The organism is Candidatus Poriferisodalis sp., from assembly GCF_965219595.1.
Taxonomy (GTDB): domain Bacteria; phylum Actinomycetota; class Acidimicrobiia; order Acidimicrobiales; family Poriferisodalaceae; genus Poriferisodalis.
The window spans coordinates 2392584-2415056 of the sequence record NZ_OZ244781.1; the positions used below are offsets into that span (position 1 = coordinate 2392584).

Below are 22473 nucleotides of genomic sequence, written 5' to 3' on the forward strand. Positions count from 1 at the left end.
CGACTCGTGCAATGGAGATGGTCGAGTTCTTCTTGCCTTGCCACTTGCACGCGCCTTCATCTTGAGAGGCGGTGGTTGCCGAGGTCCCATTCTTCGTGGATCGCGCATGCCGAGAGCTTGATTTGCTTGACCGTCACCTTCGCGTCCGATCTATCCAACGAAACGCGGGCCGCGACGGGGTCCCCTTGGAAGGAACAGTCCAGCGTTGGACCGTCGGCTTCGAAGTCTGCTTGAGGCAATGACTGCAGCGATTCGAAGATCGCGCTCGGTATCTCGACCAGTTGGTAGCAGTGCGGGATCGACTGCGGATCATCACGGAACGCTCGGAGCATCACGATGGCATCGACAGCGGCGCAGTACTCCTCGAAGAGGCCCAGCGTCCTGGTCCTGCGATCCCGTGCCGACCGCACGTCTTGGATCCACGCTGCCTCGGTGAGCTTCGAGATGTGAACCGTCGACTTCGACAGCCGCTGAGCGGCCGTCGACTTCAAGGAGAGCCTTCTGTCACGACCGTCAGATGCCTGCACGGTCACGTCGACGAAGCGTCGTGTCGCCGGTGCCGGTGGATCGACGCTCCAGCCCACGGCTTCGCAAGCATTCCGGAATGCGTTTTCGAAACCCGTTTCCTTGAGCGCGTCGACAGCCAGTCCGTGGTGAGCAGAGACCAGCAGCCCGAAGTACTCGATCCAGTCCGGCTCCGCAGTGATCCAAGTCGGCCGGGAAGCAGAACCTTGAGCTTGGGGAGGATCGGAGAGCGAGTCGACCATGCGTGCGACGAAGCGAACACCCATCGGCGAGAGATCATCGATCTTGCGCCTCAGGGACTCGCTGTCGTTCATTGACCCAATCGTCGCTCGATGAGGTCGACGAAGGCGGGGTTGAGCTCGATGCCAGCCCATTTTCGGCCGAGTGCCCGTGCGGCGAGCAGGGTCGTACCGGAACCTGCGTAGGGGTCCAAGACGATGTCGCCGGGCCTGCTGGTGATGGCGACGCACTGGGTAGCGAGCGTCAGCGGCATGACGGCCGGATGGTCCTCGACACCGCAGTCGTCGCGCCGACGCGGTTCGGTGTTGATGTCCCAAACGGTCCTCAATCGGCGATCATTCGGTCCGCGAACGGCATCGACATCGTAGAAGTAATCCTTGTTTTTCGACAGCAGGAACACGGTCTCATGGGCCTTGGTCGGGCGATCCCGAACAGACTCCGGATGTGCATTGGGCTTGTGCCAGATCACCTCCGAGCGAAGCCACCACCCGGCGTCCTGCAAGGCGAAAGCCAAGCGCCAAGGAACCCCGATGAGATCTTTTGGCTTGAGACCCTCAGGGGTCGGCGGTCGAACCCGCATAGCGCGCGCCCGGTTTTTGCGGTCTGGGGCTCGGTAGCGACGGTTGCCCGAGGTGTAGCTGTCGCCCACGTTGAGCCATGCGGTGCCGTCGTCAGTGAGCAGCCGTCGAACCTTGTCGAACGTCATCACGATGCTCTTGACGTAGTCGGCCAAGGCGTCGTCGCGGCCGATCTGGTCATCGATGTCGTAGTCCCGCAGCGACCAGTACGGCGGAGAGGTGACTACTGTCTGGACGCTCCGATCGGGCAAGAGGTCGAGCCCCTGTTCGGCCGGACCGCAGATCAGCACGGGCTGCTGCAGGTCTGCGATGGGCTGAGCATCAGGGAGGTCGAACCGCCGATGCGGCTCGCGAGGTCGCTCAGTGCCAGCACCCATGCATTCCGACCGTAACCGTCGCGGTTCGATGCCAGGCGCATTCCCCGATCCGGTCTCAAACAGTCGTCCGTCCACGCGCCGCAACATAAGCGGGGGCTGTAACATCGAAGGGTCCGCTTGGGCCGGGTTGTGGCTCGGGAGGATGCGTTCGGTGTTTCGATGGTCTGGTCTGACTCTGGGTGTGACGGGCCTTATGCCGGGCCATGCCGCTGTCACGGCTCATCGAGATGGCCGGCACCTCGTGCCCCGCAGCGGGGACGCGTCGGTCGTACCGAGGCTTTCCGCGGACCACGTCGAGCCGACGCTCGACCATCACACCCCCCGCCGCATCCATGCCACCCTGACCGGCATGCACAACCGCCCCGCCCGCACCCTCGCAGCGCTGCTCGCCGCAGCGCTGGCCGCCGCGACGCTGACCCTCGCTGCGTCCCCCGCAGCCGCCCAGACCGTGCACGGCGCCTACCTGGCCGGCGCCGAGCCGTGGACCGAATCCGACTGCGCCGGACAGACCGCCGTCGTGGCGGCGTCGGACGCCGCGGCCCAGTCCGACCTCTACTCAGCAGTAACCCTCGCCGGGGCATTGGGCAGCCGCTGCGTGATCCTCGCCGGCGCCCGCACCGAGCCCATCCCCACCGATCAGCTGCTGCGCCTCGACGCCGCCGCAGGCACCGTGCACGTCGTGGGCGGCCTCGCCGCCGTCCCCGCAGCCAAGATCGCCGGCTACCGGATCGAGCGGATCGCCGGGGCGGACCGGTGGGCCACAGCCGCCAACGTCGGCGCAGCCGCCGCCGACATCCGGCCCCCGACCCGCACGCCCGGCCCGCCCTGGAACGCCGACTGCACCGGACAGACCGCCGTCGTGGCCGCCTCAGACACAGCAGCCCAGTCCGACCTCTACTCAGCAGTCACCCTGGCGGGCGCGCTGGGCAGCCCCTGCGTGATCCTCGCCGGCGCCCGCACCGAGCCCATGCCCGCAGCCCAGCTGGCACGCCTGCGGGCCGCCGTCGGCACCGTGCACGTCGTGGGCGGCCTCGCCGCCGTCCCCGCAGCCAAGATGACCGGCTACCGGATCGAGCGAACCGCGGGCGCGCACCGGTGGGCCACAGCCGCCAACGTCGGCGCAGCCGCCGCCGGAACCGAACCCCCCGAACCGCCGCCCACGACCGGCGACCACCCCGAACCGCCCACCGGCACCGCGGCGGGCATCAGACCCGAGCAGCGCATCACCCACGTCACCGACTGGTTCACCGACATCGGCCTCGGCCAGCCCATCGCGGTCAGCTTCTCCACCGGCGCCTGCCACGCCGCAGCCGCAGCCTGCGCCGACGACCACACCATCTACTACACCGACAGCCCGAACCAGCTCGCCGGCGCATTGATGGCCCACGAATACGCCCACATCTGGCAGCACGACCGGACCGCCGACGTCGGCTTGGAAAGCCTGCCGGCGTGGGTCGTGGAGGGCTTCGCCCAATACATCAGCCACCGCTACAGCCCCGCAGAAGCCCACAGCGAACGGGAACTGTGCGGAGCGCCATTGGGCGAGGACAACGAGCTCGCCCGCATGGGACCCGGCCAATACTCGGCCAGCGTCTACCGAGCCGGCGAGCTCGCCTTCACCCACCTCGTCGACCAATACGGCTGGCAGGCGGTCATCGACTACTGGAACACCCCCGGCACCCACCAACAGCGCTTCCAGACAGCCTTCGACACCAACGCAGCCGCCTGGGAAACACGATTCCACAAAGACGCCTGCCGCCGGCCCATCTACATGGACGCCTGGAGCGAACAAGGCATCAACAGCGGCCCGGCCCAATGGGGTGCCAAACCTCCGGCCGGTCATGTCGGCCCGTGGAAGGACACCATCGTCTTCGTCAACTACCGCCGTCATTATGGATGGGGTACGCCCCTCCCCCTCGAAGCCATCCGCCTGGCGCCAGACATCGTGTTCGACGAATTCCTGCTGTTGAACGGTGGTGGGGAACGTCTGAGACGCGCCAGCTCCGCGCCCTTGGGCACCGATCTGGTGTGGATCGACCACCCCGCAGCCCGAACCATCGCCAAGAACTGCGGCGTTGGCCCCGGTCCGCTGTCGGATGTTGTGCTGGAAGCCGAGTTCAGAGTCTTCGGCGAATGGCATGCCGGCTTCATCGCCCTCGGCACCGGATGGGCCAACGGCTTCATGCGGCCCCCGTGGCCGTCGGATCACGAGCCCACCCCCCTCAGCGTCTGCCTCGGGAAGTAGCTCCGCTGTCGGCCGGCCCCGTGCCGTGCCGCTGTCACGGGTATTCGCGCCACCTGGCGTGCCGGGCGGTACGTTGCGGGTGATGGCTGCTGATTCTGAGCGTGAGGCGCAGCTGGCGCGCACGGCGAATCTGCTTGCCAACGGCGGCAGCGTGCGCAGCGTGGCTGCGGCGCTGGAGATCGGCCGCACGGCGGCGGCGGCGACGTTGGCGGCTGTGGCTGCTGAGGAATCGGCGGACGCGGTGCTGCTCGACGATCTCGCCCGCCAGGCGACCGACGCCGGCGACATGCGCACGGCGCTGGCCATAGTGCGCGAGAGAAGGCTGCTGCGCGTCGAGTGCAAGCGGTCGGCTATACGCATCTCGACGCCATCGAGGCGGCGGCACCGGACGGCCCGCGAGTGGCCCGATCCAGTCGCGTCGGTTTTGGTAGCCGACCATTCCCTTACCGGCTAAAGTTGAGCACGGCTGAGCTGAGCGCGTCGCGGAGTTTTGGTAGCCGACCATTCCCTTACCGGCTAAAGTGCACTCACTGGCGCACTGGCCGACAGCTACGTTTTGGTAGCCGACCATTCCCTTACCGGCTAAAGTGTTGCCGTGATCCGTGACGCGGCAACGGAAGTTTTGGTAGCCGACCATTCCCTTACCGGCTAAAGTATGAACATGAGCATGATCAATGACACTGCCGTTTTGGTAGCCGACCATTCCCTTACCGGCTAAAGTGTGCATCGTGAGGGCCGAGACACCGCGACAGTTTTGGTAGCCGACCATTCCCTTACCGGCTAAAGTCGCCGCCATCGGCTGTTCGAGACGAACTGGTTTTGGTAGCCGACCATTCCCTTACCGGCTAAAGTGATGGTTCGGACTATTGAGGGATCGCTCGGTGTAGGGCCTGAGGTGATGCTTGGCTAGAACAGGAGTAGCTGATTTCGTTCAGTGTCACGGTGCTCTCGAGCGCCACCGTTGAATACCTGCATTTGCCCGTATTGCTTGTCAGTGAGCGACAATATGCTGACGTGCCCCTCTGGAGGTACTTTATGATGAACCCTATATGCGAGGGCGTCAACAGCTGATCGGCTCCCGCAGAACTTCATGTAGACCGAGAACTGTGCCATCTCGAAGCCGAGGTCAAGCAACTCATTGCGAAACTTAGTGGCGCGACGACGTTGTGGCTTAGTCGTCACTGGTAAATCAAACATGACGATGGTCCACATGAATCTGTACCCGCTGTATTCGTTCATCCCACTATTGATCGGCTGTCTGGGAGACTAATGTGAGGTCGTCTCTCGAGTACTGCCTTGGTAAGCGATTGAGCGGCCCATTCGATGCAGCGACTGAGCGGCGCGATGCCGCGATCGGTATTCACGCCTCGGGCCAATACCGCGACCAGATCCGATTTCGCTTCGGCATCGACATTTTGACATTCGCGGGACCAAAGCCCTAGCACGGTTCGGTCGACGGCAGGCCGAAACGGCTCCATCAGATCGTCGGCGAGACAAAACGCGTTGAAGCGGTTGTGGTGCTGGAGACCAAGCGATGGATGCAGCCCGGTTGCGCACACGCAGCGGGCGACGGTTGCTCTCAGTACGGCGTAGCCGTAGTTGAGGAGCCCATTCGGTCCAGGGCCGTCCCGACGGCGACGAAATTCATCGCCGAAAAGGCGGGTCCAGTACCACCGGGCACCCTGTGCCTCGAGCAACGTGCAGTTGTCGGCTGAGACTCGGTGTGCCAACTCATGCAATGGACTCGGGTCGTGGTTCTGATTGTGCAATACAGCGGCCTGTGCTTCCAGCTTTGTCCGGATAAGTATGGCCCAGAGTGAAGCTCGAAGGTCGTCGGGCAGATTTGCCTGGGCTGACATCCGCCTGCTCTGTTCGTAGTTCGCTTGGACCGGCCACAGCCATGCAGCGGGCGTGTGATATGCGTCGCAGCAGACGAGCGGAATGCCTCGTCGGGCGAGTTCGACGACCACGCTGTTGGAGTACGATGCCTGCGGCGTATGGACAATTATTGACTCAATCTCGTCGAACGGCACGAGCCTCTCGGAGACGCCGGGCGCATCGCTGCTGCTGGCTACCGAGAGCGAGCCACGCTTCTTTGACAGGTAGCACCGCCCCGTTGCGATGTCGAGGACTCGGCGCTCCATATCTTCATCACTCCGAATGTTTCTCAACTCTGACGCTGAGCGGGCCACCGTCATGCACACGGCCCAGAATGTCGACGCTGATCTTGCGCAGACCTTCGGTCGGCACACGAGATGCGCTCTTGCGGAACGACGGCATCATCTTGGCCTTGCCTGCCTGTTCGTGACTGACGAGGCCAATGCTCTGGCCTGTGAGTTCCTTGACCCGAAGAATCTGCCGGTCCTCGCCGTGGCCCATGGCGACCATGTCGTTGATGTGGAGCCGTATGAGTTTGCGCGCTGTCGGATGGCATGCCTTGACCTGCGAGAGGCGGTGCTCGCGATGTGCATCGAAGCGGCTGACGGTCTCTCCGATGGCCTTGCCATCGGGCAGGAGCCAGATGTCCATGAAGGCATTGCCGTCAGTCTTGTATGCCTTGTGGATGCCGCCGTTGGCATCCCTGATGAAGGCCAGACTGTCCTCGCTCATCTTCAAGAGAAGCCGAATGCGATGAACCCCGAGTTCTGCCTGCGCATGTCGAATGAATTGCTGCCATCGCTCGGCGTCGCTGTCGCCGATATCGGCTGCGCGAGCGTGTTCCCAAGCCGTCTCGAGGCGGTGCCTGAGCGTCAGGTCCCGCACCCGTGCGAGGTCTTGAGGCTTGATGTTCGAGAGTTGCTTTCTCTCGACCAGCGTCATCTTGCCATGCTCATCGGGCCCATCGACGATCCCATAGGCAGTGTCGTTGTGGAGACTACCGCTCGTGACGTCCCGCCCGCTTCGGCGGCGTTCTCGCTTGTCGCGCTGTATGGTGAAGTGATCCGGTCGATGGCGGACGACACACCGACGAACAAGAGACTCGATGTCAGTGCGAAATCCGGGCCACGGCGACGAGATGCCGTCTGTCGCTCGTTCGACGTTCCCGCCGCGCCCCGACTTGCTGGCGATCTGCTGCAGCAGCGAACGCGATGTCATGCCCACGACAGCCGCGTCGATCATGTGGTGACGATGGTCGTCGCGGTTCTTCCTGCTGTCGCCCGGCCCCGTCAGGATGCTGTTCAGCCCCCATGCCCGGCGCAGCAGTGCAGTCATTCGGCCTGGTGTCACCCAGATGCTGCGATGGTCGACTGCGCATTCGAGATACTCGCGGACGAGGCGTGACAAGTAGCGATTCTCGTTGAGCTGACGTTCCAGAAAATCCGGGCGTGCTTCGAATCGGTCCATGGCGTCTGGACCGAAGCGCCAGCGCTTCCCCGGCGGCAGCGCTTCCGCACGAGCGAGGATCGCGTCGTAGAGCGCCTGATCGGCGCCCCATGCCTCGTAAGGCGTTCGGTTGGCCTTCTCCCTGTTGGCACTGCGCATTGCAATGACGGAGTTATTCATGCTGTTGTCGAGGGTGCGGCTGTAGGGCAGCAGATGCTCGATCTCGGTTTCGTCGGACAGAAGCCGCCCTACCGACAGCGGTGTGCCGGTGAAGGGACAGACCCGCTGGTTCGGCGGGCCCTGCTCATCCCACAAGCGCAGCTTGCGCATGTCGCGAGCCGACGGCGAGGAGAGACCGGCGTCTTCCGCCATCGAACGCAGCCGATCGTTGCGTTCTGAGTTCTTGCGTTGCCGAAGCTCATCCTCGCGTCGCTGCTCGTTCGTCTGCTTCAGATCGCGCGATAGTTCAACCACTACTTGATCCGGTTTGCCGTATGCCTCCGTGATGGCGTTGAAGAGCCGGCGCACTTGGCCGAGTGCGATGTGCACGGTCGGGTTCGCTACGCGGCCATGGCGCTCAACTGCAGATCCGGCGCCGGCTTTGGCGCCGGTGACATGCCGTGTGAGCACCTCGCCGTAGTAGGGCAAGCGGTCATAGCGGGCGTGGCCGTGCAGATCTGAGTGATGACCCAGCCCTGCTGCGTTGACTGCCTCGTGGTAGTGCATCCCTCGTTGCATATGCGGCAGCAAGCGCTCTATGGCTGCTCTGGACAGGTTGCCTGTGCCACTCGGCAGCTTGGCGGCAGCGACTGCCTCGGCTGATGCTTCGTCGAGTTCGTGTTCGGCCATCAGCCAATCGACAAGCGTGTCGGTGTCTGTATCGGCGAGCAGGCGCTCGACGATCTGCTGCTGAGCTTCGGTGCTGTAGCTGCTCCACTTGCTGCCGAAGCACTTGCGAGCGCGCAGCACTGTGGCGGTGCCGTCCCCGTCCAAGGCTTCCCGTGCAACCGAGCGCAGGTTGAAGCGTGTGCCTTCGGGCAGTCCTGCGTCGGCTGCCAGTTGGCTGAAGTCGCGCCGCTTGCTACGGCACAGCTTCGTGACGACCTGCTGGCGTTCGTCGTCCGTCAGCGGCCGGGCGGCCTCGCCGGCTGGAGCTACTTCCGCGTTGTTGACTTCCTGCAGTATGCGGAAGAGCTGGAACAACGGCTCGGCCTTGAGAATACGGACCTCGTCGCTCAGCAGCGTGCACCGGCCGCGCTCAACAGGGCGCAGCGGACGCTGGTGCATCAGAGCAGCGATAACAGCGTCCCAATCAGCAGCAGAGACCCCGGGGTGATGCGGCGCCTGTGCTTCGCGGATCGCTTCGAGTTCATCCTCGATCATCGACCGCTCGGGGTAGAGACCGTTGTCGAGCCGAGCACGTATGGTCGCCCCGCGTTCACGTTGACGCCACAAGTACTCGCCGAGGGTTCGAGCGCCCGATTGCTCGATGCGGCGTGCCAACTCTGCAGTCTCTTTGCGGATCGTTCCGTCTTCGTCACTGTCGACCTGACGGTTGCTCTTGAAGCCGCGCCGATCCGCGAATGACAGCAGTACCCGTGCGAGCTCGGCCGGCTGAAGCGGCCGGTCCAGAGCCGAAGCTCTCTGCTGCAGAGGATCGATCATTCGCCAAGCAGCGCGGTCTTCTGAAGGACTTGGCAGTAGGCCGCAGTCGTGCAGCAGTGCTGCTGCCCGCCGACGTCGGCGGAGGGTTCGGTCACGGTTGCGCCGTGGTCCGCGTTTGGCTCGGCGCTCGGCTGCGTTCGAGGCCCGATTCTTGGGGTTGCGGCCATCGCTGTGGATCGAGACTCCACCGTCCACGACCTCTATGGGTTCGGGTGGGTCCGCATCGTTCAGGCGGTACAGCACCCACCCGATGCTGTTCGTACCCAAGTCGAGTCCGAGTCGCAACACCTGATTGCCGCCTGCCGAGTTTCCCGCAGGTGAGCGGGCGAATCAGGGTAGTCTGCGACACAGGGAATGGTTGGCGGTACCCACGGGTGCCAACAACAAGCAGAGTTCCGAAAGCGGGACGATATGCACCACGTTGCGAGGCGGGCTCCGGCCCGCCTCGTCCCTTTGGCGTCCGTGTCCGCGACGTGAACCTCAACGGAAGTCGGGCGAGCGTGAGGCATCCGAGCGATGTGATGGCCGGGCGGCGACGTCGATCTCAAAATGCACTTCCGGGTTGGCGTCGCGCGTGTGCACACTGTGTCGATGCGGCCCGCACCGACTGGCAACACCAAGGTCGCAGGAGTGATCGGCGATCCTGTGCGGCACTCGCTCAGCCCCGCACTGCACAATGCCGCATTCTCTGCGCTGGGCCTCGACTGGACGTACCTGGCTTTTGAGGTGCCCTCCGGCCAGGGCGCCGATGCCGTGGCCGCAATGCGGGTGCTCGGCATTGACGGCCTGTCGGTGACCATGCCGCACAAGGACACCGTGGCCGCTGCGGTTGACGAGCTGTCGCCCGCGGCAGCGCTGCTCGGCGCCGTGAACTGCGTGCGCCGTGACGGCGACCGGCTGATCGGAGAGAACACCGACGGTGCCGGTTTCTTGCGCTCGCTGCGCACCCAGGCGGGTGTTGATCCCGCAGGGCTGCACACGGTCGTGCTGGGGGCCGGCGGCGCGGCGCGGGCGGTGATCGTCGCACTGGCAGCCGGTGGGGCGCTGGTGACGGTGGTGAACCGCTCGCCGGCCGCGGCCGAGCGTGCCGCGGCGCTGGGTGCCTCGGCGGGACGGGCGACGCACGCTGAGGCCAGCAGGGGGCCTGGCGCCCCGGAACGCGGCGCCACCGCGACAGGCGGCGCACCAGCCGAAGCGTCGCGAGGACCGTCAGGCTCGGCGGCAGTCGGCGACCTCGGAGCGGTGCGCGGTGCCGACGTGGTGGTGAACGCCACACCGCTCGGCATGACCGACGGCGATCCGCTGCCGGTCGATCCGGCGCTGTTGAGCGACGGCCAGCTCGTGGCGGATCTCATCTACCGCCCTGAGCGGACGCCGTTGCTCACCGCAGCCGTCCGGGCAGGTGCGACGACGCTGAACGGCGTCGGCATGCTCCTGTATCAGGCCGCCGAGCAGTTCACGATGTGGACCGGCTACGACGCTCCTGTCGACACCATGGCAGCCGCGGTCGGCCTCGACCTTGCCGGTTCGTAACCCGCCGGCTTCCTCCCTCGTGCGGCATGCATCCTCAGCGCAGGCTGCGTGGTGATCACCCAGGTGGAGCCGAGTCTCGTGGCCGGCGCGGTCGCCGGACTGGGCGGCGCTGCCGCTGGTGCGGCGGCAGTTCGCTGCGCGAAGCGCTGTTTCGACGTCGGTTTGCCGTCGGCATTGACGGCGGCGGCGTGCATGGCGACAGGCGCGATGCTCGCGTTGCGGGTCGGCGCGGATCCTTTTCTCGCCCCGCTGCTGGCGTTCGGCTGGGCCGGTGTGGTGATCTCCGCGGTCGACCTGCGGACTCACCTGATCCCCACGCGCTTGTTGCGCGCCTGCGCCGCCGTCGCGGCCCCATTGGTGTGTGCGGCAGCGGTGCTCGACGGCGGCCTCGCAGGGCTGGCGCGCGCGTCTGCCGCGGCAGCCATAGGAGCAGTGCTCGGCTGGGGGGCGATGCACGTCATCTGGCGAGTTGCCCGGGGCGGGCTCGGCTATGGCGACGTGCGGCTCGGCGGCTACCTCGGCCTGCACCTAGGCCTCGGCGGGCTTTCCGCCGTGTGGGCCGGGCTGCTTGCGGGCTTCGCTATCGCCGCCGTGATCGGCGCTGTCGGGGTGGTCGCGTTGGGCCGGAGCACCGACCACCGGTTCGCTCTCGGACCCTCGCTGGTCATCGGCGCGCTCGCCGCCGCCTGGTGGTTCATGCCGCCGGGCCTCGCCGCCTGAGCACGTCGCAGTCCCCGTAGCTCGCTGCCTGCCACAAGTCCGCTGCGCGCGGAGACGTCCTGGCAGGGAGCCGGTCGGGATGCGTCGGTACCCTCGCAACCGATGTCGGGCACCATCCGCGTCGACGTTCCGCTGGGCGACCGCTCCTACCCCGTGCTGGTCGGCGCTGGCGCGCGCCACGAGCTCGCTGCGGTTCTGCGCGAGTCCAAGCTGACTGCCGGGGCGCAGCGCGCCGCGGTGGTCACCCAGCCGGGTATCGGCGTCAATGTCGATCCAGGCATCGGTTTCGAGACATTCGAGATTTCCGACGGCGAGCAGGCCAAGGAGCTGGCCACCGTGAGCGAGCTGTGCAGCAGGTTCGCTCGTTCCGGCCTCACCCGCCGTGACGTCGTGGTGGGTGTGGGGGGAGGGGTGGTCACCGACGTGGCCGGCTTCGCCGCGGCGGTGTACCACCGCGGCGTGGCCGTTGTGCACGTTCCCACCACGCTGCTGGGCCAGATCGACGCTGCCGTGGGCGGCAAGACCGGTGTGAACCTGGCCGAGGGCAAGAACCTCGTCGGGGCCTTCTGGCAGCCCGCCGCAGTGCTGTGCGACGCCGAGGTGCTCGACACGCTGCCCGAGCGCGAGCTGCGCGCCGGTTACGGCGAGCTGGCCAAGTACCACTTCATCGGCTGCACACCGCAGGCTGCGCGTCTCATCGCTTCCCACCCGCCGCTCGCGCAACGTTTAGCCGGCGGCGAACCGCTCAGCTCGCTCGAAGGGGCAGAACTGGTGACGGCGTGTGTTGCCATCAAGGCCGAGGTGGTGGCTTCCGATGAGACCGAGAGCGGTCGCCGGGCGCTGCTGAACTACGGGCACACGCTCGGACATGCGCTGGAGATCGCCGGGCGGTTCGACCTGCGCCATGGCGAGGCAGTGGCCATCGGACTGCGGTATGCGGCAGTGGTCGCCCGCCTGCTCGGACGTATCGACGACGATCGTGTTGCCGAGCACGAGCGGGTGCTCGACGCCTACGGGCTCAGTGCGAGCCTGCCTCAGGGCATCGATCACGACGAGATCATCGAGCTGTTCGGCCGAGACAAGAAGGCTGCCGAAGGCATCACGTTCGTGCTCGACGGCCCCAATGGCCTCGAAGTGGTGCCCGGCATCGATCCGAGCGTGCTTCGCAGCGCGCTCGAGCGGATGTGAGCGCAGTCATGCCTCGTCACGTCGTGCTGCTGCTGTCGGGCCCGAACCTGAACCTGCTGGGCACCCGCCAGCCCGAGATCTACGGCACCGACACGCTGCTCGATCACGTGCGCGCCGCCCGCCGGGCCGCTACCGAGCGCGGCTGGGACCTCGAGCACCGCCAGAGCAACCACGAGGGCGACCTGGTCGATGCGGTGCACTCGGGCATCGGCCGGGTGGAAGCGATCGTGGTGAACCCCGGCGCCCTCACCCACTACGGCTGGTCACTGCACGACGCGCTCGCCGCATTCGATGGCCCGATCGTGGAGCTGCACCTGTCCGAGCCGCGCGACCGCGACCCGTGGCGGCATCTGTCGGTGGTAGAGCCGCTGGCGTCCGCTCGGGTGGCGGGGGAGGGCGGCGCCGGCTACCCGCGGGCAGTCGCACTGGCCATCGATGCGGCGGTCGCCGACGCCGGTGCCCCCGACACCGGCGACGACGCCGACCGGCCGTCGTGACCGCAGCCGTCGCCTGTACCGTCCCGCAGGTCGTTTTGAGTGCAGGTGAGCCGCCGTGGGCGGCACGCCCGCGCTCAAAAAGCCGATACCGCTGCCGATCGTGACGACCCACTCCAAACCGAGGCACCAGCGCCTGACTCCATGAGGTTGACATGGCCATCTCCACCGCCGACTTCCGCAACGGCATGACGCTCGACCTCGCCGACGGGCTGTTCCAGCTCACCGAGTTCCAGCACGTAAAGCCGGGCAAGGGCGGCGCGTTCGTGCGCACCACACTGCGCAACGTCCGCACTGGCGCCACGCTCGAGCGCACGTTCCGGGCGGGCGAGCGCATGGAGCGCGCGGTCATCGACCAACGCGACATGCAGTACCTGTACGCCGACGGCGATTCGCTGGTGTTCATGGACACCGACAGCTATGAGCAGCTCCCGGTCAGCCGCACGGCGGCTGGCAGCGCCACCAATTTCCTGGTGGAGGGTGAGATGGCCACGGTGGTGCGCCATGGCGACGAGGTGCTGGGCGTGGAGCTGCCCGCATCGGTGGTGCTGGAAGTGGCCGACACCGACCCCGGCGTGCAGGGCGACCGGGTGTCGGGCGCGCGCAAGCCGGCCACGATGTCCACCGGGCTGGTGGTGCAGGTGCCGCTGTTCATCGAGACCGGCGAGCGCCTGAAGGTGGACACCCGCAGCGGCGACTACATCGAGCGGGCCCGCGGCTGACGCCGCCGGGTAACCGATACGGGCTCGAGCCCACTGCCATGAGCCGCCCGAGCGACCCCTTCGCCGCTCCCGACGAGCCGACCCGCCGCCGAGAGGCGCGCCAACGCTCGGTGGAGATGCTGTACGAGGCCGAGATGAAGTCGCGCGAGCTGGCCGATGTGCTTGCCGAGCAGGTGAGCGATGTCGACCCATTCGCGCTCGAGCTGGCCACCGGCGTCGCCGCCCAGCGCGATGCGCTGACTCAGCGGCTCGCCGAGCTGCTCAACGTGGGTTGGACCCCCGAGCGCCTCGGTGCGTGCGATCGGCTGATCCTGCTGCAAGGCCTCTTCGAACTCGAACGAGGGGCGGCCCCCGCAGCGGTAGTCATCAACGAAGCCGTCGAGCTTGCACACCGGCTGGGCGCCACCGATCGCAGCGGCGCCTTGGTGAACGGCGTCTTGGCAGCTGCCGACGGCCGGTGACCCCGCTGGTCACTGCGTAGGCCGGCTGCGGAGCGATCAGCCTGGCCTTTGCACTGTGGGCGCGTCGACACCGGCCGTCCTCGTTCACCGCCGCGACCTGAAACCGGCGGCCGCTGTCGCGCACGCGGCCGACGGCAGCGGGGCCAAGACATCGCGCTCGCAGGAAGTGCGAGACCGCGGCGATCCGCCTGTAAGTATCACATATCTTGAAAATCATTGGAATGATCTGAAACAACGCGCCTAGAACTCGCATCGAATCTTTGCGGCGACCCCGACCGAACGGGATGACCGCAAAGACGACCTCGCACAACGAGTTCGCAGGAGCTGAGCGATGACCATTCGAAGGCGCTGCCTGACCGCACTGGGATTGCTGGTGGCCGTCGTCGCGACGCTCGTGGCAGCGTGCAGCGGCGACGGCGGAGAACCCGTCGATCCTGCCCCGTCGATCTCTGCAGACGCCGGCGGCGACGCCATCGACGACGCCGGCGGCGTCAACACGGAGCTTCGCTCGCCGCTGGGCGATCAACCCACCGACGAGGCACGGCTGATCGTTGCGGGCAACGGCGAGTACCCGATCTCGGGGGAACATCTCCCGTCGCTCGAACTGCAATCGGCCGTAGCGATCGGCAGCAACCGCATCTGGGTCCCCTGGCCGCCGTACCCGGAGGCGGATGCCGACCCGGTGCGGCGTGGCGAACCGGCGGCGACCGGCTCGCACTCGAAGCTGCTCGGCGACGCCGAGCGCGGCTACGACTACATCGTCGCTCAGCGAGCCCAGTGGGAGGCGATGCCGCCCTACCTGCCCGAAGCGCGGGCAGCGATGGCCGAGGGGGCCCGGTTAGCGCGCCGGCGCGGGGGCACCGGGACGGCGTGGGAGTTGGCAGTTGATCCCGCGGGTTTCGACTACGAGACGCGCATCCATGAGGACGGCAGTGGCGCCTACGACCATGTGTCGCTGTGCCCCCGGCATCCAACGCCAGCCTCGCTTGGCGTGGCTTCGGGCGATGCAGACGCCGAGCAGGACCGTGCCGGTGCGGTCGTCGAAGCGTTCATCACCGGGATGCGCTCGCCCGGCGGACGGCCCATGCACTCGTGGGGTACGACGGTCAACGAGGTCGCCAAGCTGCTCGTCTACAGCCCAGGAGAGCCGATGGAGCTCGCGCTCGGCGGTCACAGTCTGACTGACGCGGGCTTCTTCCCCGGCGACTGGTCGGCACAGGCGAAGCGTTGGCTCGCGCGTCGCGCAGCGCAGGGAGCGGTGACCGACTCGCTGGTCGGCCATGCCGTCGTGAGCACGGGGCCCGAGACGCTGTGGGAGGCATGCGCCGACTTGGCCTCGATCATCCCCGGCGTCTACACCGAGTCACACCGCACCCGCCAGCTTGAGTCGTTGTGGGCTCGCGGGCTGCGGCTCGCGTTCACCGCACCGCCTGTCGAGCGGGCATGGATCGCCGACCTCAGCGCAGCCGGACATGCACTGGCCGTGATCTGCCACGCACCTGGGCAGTCCTACTTGGTCGACACCGCCACGGGCGAGCGTCTTGACTCCGGCACTGATCATCGTGCACAGGTCGAGGCCATGTGGCTCACCTGGTCGCGGCTCAGCTACCGGGTGCTGCGCAATGCCCTGTTCGAGGGCGGCTGTGACGGCGACGCCTTTTCCCAAGCAACGCAATGGATGCAGGAACGCAAGGACGCTCATGCAGCGTCCATCGAGTGGAGCGAGCCCCGCGCATGGGGCTCGGGCGTCCGCAACCAGTGGATCGCCGTGCGCGAATGGGTGGAGGTGTCCCAGCAGGAGGCATGGCGGGCGCACCGGGATCACGGCTGGCACCTGGAGTTCTGGTGCGAGACCGGCATCCCCCTTGGTGCACTGGTCGGCGGCGAACTGCGTCGCCCCGCGCTGGAGTCTCGCTGCACTGCCGAGCAGTGGTCGGCGCTGTCTGAGGCCGCGGCTGCGGCGCCTGAAGTGACAAGCGAGCTCTCGGCCACGAACTGGGCGCCGGGCGCGAGCTGGCACGAGCGCATGTACCTCTCGCCGTTCAAGTCGTTCGAACAGGCGCTTGGCTGCCCTGCGGACCCAGTGCTCATTGATGAGGCGCTCGCGCGTCCGATCGAGCGACGGCCGAAGAAGCCGTGGCCGCCGGGCTCGCTCCCGCTTACCCCCGACGGGCATGCCTATCCGCGCCCGATGCCGCCGTGCCCAGAGGCCGGCTGGCCGCCCCAGACCGACCGGTTTTGGTGGCCCGAGGCCGACTTGCTGGCCGAGGTGGGCCGTGACATGTCAGGAGAGGAAACCGCAGGGGCGACGTCATGAGCGGCAGCAGCAATCCAGCTGAGCCCGGCTTCTCATCGACGACTCGGATCAGCACTGCTCGCGTCGGACTCGCACGCGTGGCACGGCGCTGGTTCGCGGGCGCCTGCGTGGTGCTCGCGACGCTTGGCGTCGTGGCAGCGCCCGACGACTCCGCCGAAGCACAGACATCTGTGGCACCGGTGCTGACCTGCGGCGGAGGCATGGTGCTCGACAGCTCTAGCGGCCAGTGCCTGACGCCTCGCACCGAAACGTCGCTGCGCCCGTCGAGCTGCTCGGCGGGATCGGTGCGGGTGGCGGGCCAGTACGGCGGTCACGTCTGTCAGACCAAGGTGACCAAGCAGGTGGACACGGGCCGGACGCAGCAGGTCTACAGCCATACGACCTACGACAAGGTGTGGGTGCCGACCGGTGCCAAGCAAGTGCAGACGGGAACGAACCGTGTCTGGGTGCCCCCCAAGACGGTCACCGAGCCGCTGGTGCCGCCGGTGCGGGTGCAAGTGGGCACACGCACCGAATCGAAGGTGGTGACCCGCCCAGGGCCTGACGTTCTCTACGACGTCAACTACCAGGCAACGGTCACGACCACGCGTACGGTCAAGCGCTGCACATTCGACCCGTTCGCCGGTCGGCAGTGCTGGAACGAGACCGTCGCCGAAACGCACACAGAGACGCGGACACGTCTTGAGTGCTGCATTCCGGGTCCGCCGATCACCGAGACCGTCACCACCGAGGTTCCCGTCTACGAGTACCGGACCTCGCGCACGGCCACTATTCCGGGGTACTGGCGGGAGGAGCCCGTCTATGAGACGCGCGAGACCGGCTACTGGGACCGTGTGGCGACGCTCCATTACACCACCCAGCCGATCTACGAGACCGTGGTGACGTGGGTGACGGCATCCACCACGCTGGGCCCGTGTCCGTCGGGTTGGCAGCCTGCGGGCAGCCAGTGCTCGCGCACTGTCCTGGGTCCGCCGTCGGGAGCGCCGACGCAGGGTTGCCCGTCGGGCTCGGTGCCCCGCTACGGCGATGCGCTGGGCGGCAACGGCCCCTCGGTGCTGACCTGCCAGTCGTCCGCACCCGGTTCGGACACCGACACCGGCACGGAGCAGGACGACAGCGGCGGGCCCGAGGACAGCCCCGACGGAACGGCGCGGTCGTTGCTGCATCTGGCCGGTGAGAGCGATGAGCGGCTCGCCGAGCTGGGCATCCACCGGTGCTCGAACGGGCTGCTGTCCTATGTGCCGTGCAGTGAGCTGCCGGGGCGCACATGGAACGACGACCCCGACGCCTGCGACGGCATCGAAGGGACCGTCTACAAGCCCGACCACGGCGGCTCCTGCGTGACGCCTACCGACGTGCTGAACAAGTGCACAACGCCCGGGCAGTGCGAGGACACCACCATTCGCACGTACTGCCCCGCGATCGGCGAACTGGCCGATACTCGGCTCGAAGAGCACGTCCATCCGCAGCGCGGGGCGGAGACCTACCGCGTCTGCCGTTTCGACTGCACGGACTTCGGCTCGCTGCCGTCGTATGTGCGCACGCGCATCAACGGCTCCTACGACTACGCCTGCGTGCCCGAGCCCGATCCCGACGACGATCCGACCTCTTCGACGACGACGCAGCCCGGCACCACGACCACCACCACCGAATCGACGACCACTACCACGAGTCCGCTCGACGACGAGGAAGACGAGGACGAGACCGACGGCACAGAGCCTGACGACCCAGACCCCGACGACACGGAACCCGATGACACAGAGCCCGACGACACGAATCCCGATGACAGCCCGCCGACCCGCACCACGGTGGTCACCACCGAACCGACACCGACCACCGCCGTGCCCCTCGACGACGAGTGCGCACCGGCGCCGTCGGCGACGGCTGCCGCCGGTGCTCTGAGCGGGCTGAGGCTGAGGTCCCATGTTCGCACTGCTGGCGCGGGGAGTTCGCATCAGCGTCACATGCCGGGCGACGGGCGCTACCTGCAGGTCGCTCCCGGCCGCGGTTGGGTCGAGATCAGCGGTTCGGTCGACGTCTCCGAGCACGAATGCGAGTGGGTCGCCACATGGGTGCGTCTGAGCTGGGAGGACCTGCAGCCATGGGTGGCCGATCAACGTCGCTCCATGGAGGCGCGGGCTGACACTCGACACCTCGTGAAGCGCTGGGATGCGCTGAACGCTGACCAGCAGCAGCTCGTCCGTCAATGGCATCGACCGGGTGCGGTTCCCCCGGTGACGGTCTGCTCGGTCGGCAGCGCATCAGGTGCGGGCGCGTCGGCGTCGTGCGATTGGACGTTCGCGCATCCCGCGGCCTACGCGTGGCAGGCCAGCCTCTGCTTCGAGCCCGGCGCCACTTCGGGAACCGTGCAGCCACGCGGCAGCGAGCCCAGCAGGCGAGATTCGTGCTGGGTGCAGCTCGCATCAGGCGTCGAGTGGATTCGCTCGGTCGGCGACTACGCCGATGGCCGTGCGACCGTGACCGGCAGCGGGAGCGGATCGTGACCCCGGCGGGGCCCGTGGGATACCCCGCCGAAGACCGCTCCGCTGATCGGGGCGGCCTGCCGCGCCACGGACCCGAGCCTTGGCGCATCGGGGCGGCGGTGCTCATTGTCGGCACCGTGGTGCTCGCGATCTGGCTGTGGGGTCGCCCGCATGCCGAGCCGCCGACCGTTCTGGCGGCGGTCGCGTCCGAGCCGTGGACGGCGGGCCAGCCGCCAGGCGCGTTCGAGGTTGTCGAGATCGCAGCGCAGCTTGCAGATCGCTTCGCCGATCCCGATTCGATCGTGACGAGCGTGGCGAGCCATGACGTTCCGCCGGGAACCTTCGTGACGCCCGGCTTGCTCGGCAACCCCGGTGACGCCACTGGGGACCTCACAGCGATGCGCTTCGCTGCAGACACCTCTGCGTGGCCTGAACCGGGACCGCGTGCGGGCAGCCGGGCCGTGGTGGCGAGTGTGCTGGGCGGCTGCGCGCTCGACGTGACGACCTTGGCAGGTGGTGCCGAGGGCAGCATCGTGGTCCATGTCGATGCGGCGGACGCTGCTCGCTATGCGCGCGCCGCCGAGCTCGACGGGCTCGTGGCCTGGCCGGCGCCGCCCGACGGCTGGCCCGAGTGCCGGTCGCCGTGGGCTGCGGGAACAGTCCCGTCGGCCTTCAGCAGTAGGGCGCCATCTGGGCTCAGCAGCGACTCGGCATCGGGCTTCGGCGGCGCGCTGCCGCCGACCCAGCTCGGCGATCCGGCCGGGGGCTGAGACGTGCTGCTCGTGCTGTGTGACGACGCTGTGGGAGCGACGGCGAGCGACTGGGTCCGCGAGGCGCTGCGGGCGGGGCTCACCGCCGTTGCGGGCCAAGTGTGGTTCGCGGCCGACGTGATGTCGATGCCGCGCTCTGACGAGGGAGGCGAACCGTGTGTGGCGTGGCTGACCAGCAGTGTCGAGCCCGATGCGATCGCGGCTGCTGCTGCCTCGTCCAGTGAGGTAGTGCTGTTGCTCGGCGCTCCTGCTGCTCGTGCTGCAACAGGTGCCGTGGGCGGCCCTCATGCAGCGCAGGCGTGGAATGCCGCGACTTCAGGCGGAGTGCCGTGTACTGCGGTGTGGCTGCCGAGCGCGGGCGGCGGGCGCGGCGATCCCACTGGGGAACTCTCTGCGGCGCTGGACGCCAACCGGGCGGTGCGCCTCAAGCGGATAGGCACCCGCGGCGCCTACCGGCAGCTTCACCGGCTGGGACGTTCGCTGGCGTCGTCGGCGTGTGCCCCGCAGCGACTCGACCGCACCGACGGCGCGGTGCGGCGGCGCACTGCGGCTCGCGCCGCCACCGACGCGCTCTCCGAGCTGCTCGACGAATCCGACGTCGAGGAGTACCAGATACGTGGAGGCGAGTCGATGCTCGTGCAGTATGCGGACGGCCGCGTGGAGCGACAGCCGTCGCCGTTCGCCGCCGACGAGGATCTCATCGAGGCAGTGCGATTCCTCGCGAGCTATTCCGGGGATCGACCCCAGCGCTTCGACGAGCTGGATCCCCGGCTGGACGTGCGTGTCGGCGACCGCTGGCGCCTGCACGCCGAGGCGTTCGTGACGAGCCCGCCCAACGTCGTGCTCCGCTCGAACATGGCCGGCCGGATGCGTCTCGACGATCTCGGCATCGCCTCGAACGAGCTGGGCAGCGTGCTCATCGAAGCCATCGCTGGCAGGGTGCGGGCCAACGTGGTGGTCGCGGCGGCGATGGGCGGCGGCAAGACCACGCTGTGCCAGGCGCTGCTCGCGGCGGTGCCCGACCACGAGCGCATCGACACCATCGAGGACACGCCAGAGCTGCGGCTGGCGGAGTACGGCATCCACCCCAACACTTACGAGCGGCTGACCCGCGACGCCAATCAGGACGGCCACGGCCGTCATTCGATGGCCGACCACATCCGCGATGCCAAGCGGGCGAACGCCGCCAAGCTGGTGGTGGGAGAGATCCGCGGCGAGGGCTGCGAGGCGCTGCTCGATGCCATGTCGTCGGGCCTCGACGGCTGCCTGGTCACGCTCCACTCGCAGCCCGGCAAAGGGGTGCTGGAGAAGCTCGTGGCCTATGCCTGTTCGGAGGGCGCCGAGCCCGACTACGCGCGCCGTCAGATAGCTGCGGCGGTGGATCTGTGCGTGTGGATGGGGCGCAATGACGCTGGCGAACGGGTGGTTGCCGATGTGACCCAGCTCACCGGCATCGACGATCTCACCGGTGTCATATCCACGATCTGCCTCTGGGCGCTGCGACCTGGCGACCGCTGGGCGACACCTGTCGGCCGTCCCGCAGGTCGCATGGCCGAGGTGTACGCGTCTGCTGGCCTTCCCGCCTCAGGCGGTGATTCAGAGCTGCCCGCCGCCTACTCCCAGATTGTCGATCTCCCGCTGATGCCGAACGTCGGTGCGGCGATGTCGGCTGCGGACCCGTCGATCCAGCCGCCGTCGGCGGAGACGCAGCTGCCGGCGCGTGGGCAGCAGCCGACAGAAGGTCATTCCGAAAGGGACGAAACGCCCACGCAATCGTCGTCGAAGGCTCAGGGCCAGCGGCCGCCGCCTAAATCGGACAAGGCCGACGAAGCCGCCGCTGTGTCGCGGCCGAAAGCCGAGGAATCGTCACGACGCGGCGAGCCGACAGAGGCGCGGCCGAGTCTGCCGCAATCGGCGGTGCCGCCGTCGGGCACGCCAGTGCGTGACGACGGACGGCCGCGCGGAGTGCTGTGGGACCCGGGCCCGCTCGTGCCGATCGACGACCCGCCGCCCTACGAACCGCTCGTTGACGAGGACCCCGCATGCTGAGATTCATTGCGCTCGGCGTCGTCGGCGTCAGCGCCGCGCTGTGGATCGTGTTCGCCGATGTCGCTCCAGTGGGTCCGGCCGAGCAGCGGTCACTGCGCTGGCCATGGCTGGTGACTGGCCTTACCGCGTTCGGCGCGGGTCTCGCGCTCGGCCCTGCAGCAGCCGGAATGGCGAGCGCGGTGACAGGCATATGCGCTTGGTGTGCGGCCGTCATCCTGCGCAGTCGTGAGCGCGTCGCCACTGCTGAGTCAGTGGCTCAGTTCGCTGCTGTGTTGGCCAACCAAGCGCAGGTGTCACGCACGGTGGTGGACGCGCTCGAGACGTCTGCGCCGCTGGCGTCTGGCCCGGTTGCGCGCACTGCGGCCACTTTCGTTGCCGAATGCCGCAGCTTGGGCGTCGAGGCGGCTGCACAGCGCTTCGCCGACGGCGATGAAGGGGCCGTCGCCGCGTGGTTGGCCGACGCGGTAGCCGTCGCCGCGTCCAGCGGCGGCGAATGGGTGCCGATCCTGGGGGTCGTGGAGTCCGAAGCGGCCGAGGCAGCGGCCACCGCTCGGCATTTTCACCGTCATGTCGCGGCGAACCTGCCCCAGATCGGCCTTGCTGCTGCGCTTGGCGCCGCCGTCGCAGTGGGCAGCGCCCTCGTGAGCCCTGATGCCTGGGCCTGGCTGAGCGGCCCCCAAGGTCAGCGCGTCGGCCTCGCCGCCACGGCGGTCGGGGTTGCCCTGTGCGCGCGCCTGCTCGCGTCGGCATGGGAGATGCTCCGGTGAGCGGCACTGTCGCGT

General features: G+C 67.6%; 17 protein-coding genes and 1 CRISPR repeat array. Of the genes, 12 read left to right on the forward strand and 5 right to left on the reverse strand.

Annotated features, from left to right (window positions below; translation table 11 throughout):
• Positions 1-56: 56 nt before the first annotated feature.
• Both ACOQPE_RS10665 and ACOQPE_RS10670 read right to left on the reverse strand, forming a co-directional pair.
• Positions 57-839, reverse strand: coding sequence for a hypothetical protein (locus ACOQPE_RS10665; RefSeq protein WP_420608892.1), 783 nt, complete (start codon positions 837-839; stop codon positions 57-59).
• Positions 836-1720, reverse strand: a complete 885-nt coding sequence (locus ACOQPE_RS10670; RefSeq protein ID WP_420608893.1) for a DNA-methyltransferase — start codon at positions 1718-1720, stop codon at positions 836-838. The genes ACOQPE_RS10665 and ACOQPE_RS10670 overlap by 4 nt, the downstream gene beginning before the upstream one ends.
• Before the next feature lie 241 nt (positions 1721-1961).
• On the opposite strand from ACOQPE_RS10670, the gene ACOQPE_RS10675 reads away from it, so the two are divergent.
• Positions 1962-3965: a hypothetical protein gene (locus ACOQPE_RS10675; RefSeq protein ID WP_420608894.1), complete on the forward strand. Its 2004-nt coding sequence runs from the start codon at positions 1962-1964 to the stop codon at positions 3963-3965.
• Positions 3966-4386: 421 nt separating this feature from the next.
• Positions 4387-4817: direct repeats of the CRISPR family, unit length 36 nt; unit sequence GTTTTGGTAGCCGACCATTCCCTTACCGGCTAAAGT.
• 54 nt (positions 4818-4871) lie between these two features.
• On the opposite strand, the gene cas2 is transcribed toward ACOQPE_RS10675, so the two are convergent.
• The 3 genes from cas2 to cas9 are packed head-to-tail and all read right to left on the reverse strand — an operon-like array spanning position 4872 to position 9242.
• Positions 4872-5204, reverse strand: a complete 333-nt coding sequence (gene cas2 / locus ACOQPE_RS10680; RefSeq protein ID WP_420608895.1) for a CRISPR-associated endonuclease Cas2 — start codon at positions 5202-5204, stop codon at positions 4872-4874.
• On the reverse strand, positions 5201-6109 hold the full coding sequence (cas1, locus tag ACOQPE_RS10685; protein ID WP_420608896.1) for a type II CRISPR-associated endonuclease Cas1: 909 nt from the start codon (positions 6107-6109) through the stop codon (positions 5201-5203). The genes cas2 and cas1 overlap by 4 nt, the downstream gene beginning before the upstream one ends.
• A gap of 7 nt (positions 6110-6116) precedes the next feature.
• Positions 6117-9242, reverse strand: coding sequence for a type II CRISPR RNA-guided endonuclease Cas9 (gene cas9, locus ACOQPE_RS10690; RefSeq protein WP_420608897.1), 3126 nt, complete (start codon positions 9240-9242; stop codon positions 6117-6119).
• 303 nt (positions 9243-9545) lie between these two features.
• On the opposite strand from cas9, the gene ACOQPE_RS10695 reads away from it, so the two are divergent.
• The 11 genes from ACOQPE_RS10695 to ACOQPE_RS10745 all read left to right on the forward strand — a co-directional run bounded on the left by ACOQPE_RS10695 (position 9546) and on the right by ACOQPE_RS10745 (position 22458).
• A complete protein-coding gene (locus ACOQPE_RS10695) occupies positions 9546-10487 on the forward strand; it encodes a shikimate dehydrogenase family protein (RefSeq protein ID WP_420608898.1) in 942 nt (313 codons plus the stop codon).
• A gap of 51 nt (positions 10488-10538) precedes the next feature.
• Positions 10539-11207 (forward strand): prepilin peptidase, encoded by a 669-nt coding sequence (locus ACOQPE_RS10700; protein WP_420608899.1) that lies wholly within the window; start codon positions 10539-10541, stop codon positions 11205-11207.
• Positions 11208-11309: 102 nt separating this feature from the next.
• Positions 11310-12395, forward strand: coding sequence for a 3-dehydroquinate synthase family protein (locus ACOQPE_RS10705; RefSeq protein WP_420608900.1), 1086 nt, complete (start codon positions 11310-11312; stop codon positions 12393-12395).
• An 8-nt stretch (positions 12396-12403) separates the two neighbouring features.
• Entirely contained in the window at positions 12404-12892 is a 489-nt protein-coding gene (locus tag ACOQPE_RS10710; RefSeq protein ID WP_420608901.1) for a type II 3-dehydroquinate dehydratase, read from the forward strand.
• A 152-nt stretch (positions 12893-13044) separates the two neighbouring features.
• Positions 13045-13611, forward strand: a complete 567-nt coding sequence (gene efp, locus ACOQPE_RS10715; RefSeq protein ID WP_420608902.1) for an elongation factor P — start codon at positions 13045-13047, stop codon at positions 13609-13611.
• A 38-nt stretch (positions 13612-13649) separates the two neighbouring features.
• Positions 13650-14072 (forward strand): transcription antitermination factor NusB, encoded by a 423-nt coding sequence (locus tag ACOQPE_RS10720; protein ID WP_420608903.1) that lies wholly within the window; start codon positions 13650-13652, stop codon positions 14070-14072.
• Between the two features lie 331 nt (positions 14073-14403).
• A complete protein-coding gene (locus ACOQPE_RS10725) occupies positions 14404-16389 on the forward strand; it encodes a hypothetical protein (RefSeq protein WP_420608904.1) in 1986 nt (661 codons plus the stop codon).
• Positions 16386-18893, forward strand: a complete 2508-nt coding sequence (locus ACOQPE_RS10730; protein WP_420608905.1) for a hypothetical protein — start codon at positions 16386-16388, stop codon at positions 18891-18893. The genes ACOQPE_RS10725 and ACOQPE_RS10730 overlap by 4 nt, the downstream gene beginning before the upstream one ends.
• On the forward strand, positions 18890-19642 hold the full coding sequence (locus tag ACOQPE_RS10735; RefSeq protein WP_420608906.1) for a hypothetical protein: 753 nt from the start codon (positions 18890-18892) through the stop codon (positions 19640-19642). The genes ACOQPE_RS10730 and ACOQPE_RS10735 overlap by 4 nt, the downstream gene beginning before the upstream one ends.
• A 3-nt stretch (positions 19643-19645) precedes the next feature.
• Complete coding sequence (locus ACOQPE_RS10740) at positions 19646-21691, forward strand: ATPase, T2SS/T4P/T4SS family (RefSeq protein ID WP_420608907.1); 2046 nt, start codon at positions 19646-19648, stop codon at positions 21689-21691.
• Complete coding sequence (locus tag ACOQPE_RS10745) at positions 21685-22458, forward strand: hypothetical protein (RefSeq protein WP_420608908.1); 774 nt, start codon at positions 21685-21687, stop codon at positions 22456-22458. The genes ACOQPE_RS10740 and ACOQPE_RS10745 overlap by 7 nt, the downstream gene beginning before the upstream one ends.
• Positions 22459-22473 lie beyond the last annotated feature (15 nt).

Excerpts from the sequence above, each read along its gene's own strand:
- ACOQPE_RS10665 (WP_420608892.1), bottom strand. The coding sequence starts at position 839 with ATGAACGACAGCGAGTCCCTGAGGCGCAAGATCGATGATCTCTCGCCG.
- ACOQPE_RS10670 (WP_420608893.1), bottom strand. The coding sequence starts at position 1,720 with ATGGGTGCTGGCACTGAGCGACCTCGCGAGCCGCATCGGCGGTTCGAC.
- cas2 (WP_420608895.1), bottom strand. The coding sequence starts at position 5,204 with ATGAACGAATACAGCGGGTACAGATTCATGTGGACCATCGTCATGTTT.
- cas1 (WP_420608896.1), bottom strand. The coding sequence starts at position 6,109 with ATGGAGCGCCGAGTCCTCGACATCGCAACGGGGCGGTGCTACCTGTCA.
- ACOQPE_RS10695 (WP_420608898.1), top strand. The coding sequence starts at position 9,546 with ATGCGGCCCGCACCGACTGGCAACACCAAGGTCGCAGGAGTGATCGGC.
- ACOQPE_RS10705 (WP_420608900.1), top strand. The coding sequence starts at position 11,310 with ATGTCGGGCACCATCCGCGTCGACGTTCCGCTGGGCGACCGCTCCTAC.
- ACOQPE_RS10710 (WP_420608901.1), top strand. The coding sequence starts at position 12,404 with ATGCCTCGTCACGTCGTGCTGCTGCTGTCGGGCCCGAACCTGAACCTG.
- efp (WP_420608902.1), top strand. The coding sequence starts at position 13,045 with ATGGCCATCTCCACCGCCGACTTCCGCAACGGCATGACGCTCGACCTC.
- ACOQPE_RS10720 (WP_420608903.1), top strand. The coding sequence starts at position 13,650 with ATGAGCCGCCCGAGCGACCCCTTCGCCGCTCCCGACGAGCCGACCCGC.
- ACOQPE_RS10725 (WP_420608904.1), top strand. The coding sequence starts at position 14,404 with ATGACCATTCGAAGGCGCTGCCTGACCGCACTGGGATTGCTGGTGGCC.
- ACOQPE_RS10730 (WP_420608905.1), top strand. The coding sequence starts at position 16,386 with ATGAGCGGCAGCAGCAATCCAGCTGAGCCCGGCTTCTCATCGACGACT.
- ACOQPE_RS10745 (WP_420608908.1), top strand. The coding sequence starts at position 21,685 with ATGCTGAGATTCATTGCGCTCGGCGTCGTCGGCGTCAGCGCCGCGCTG.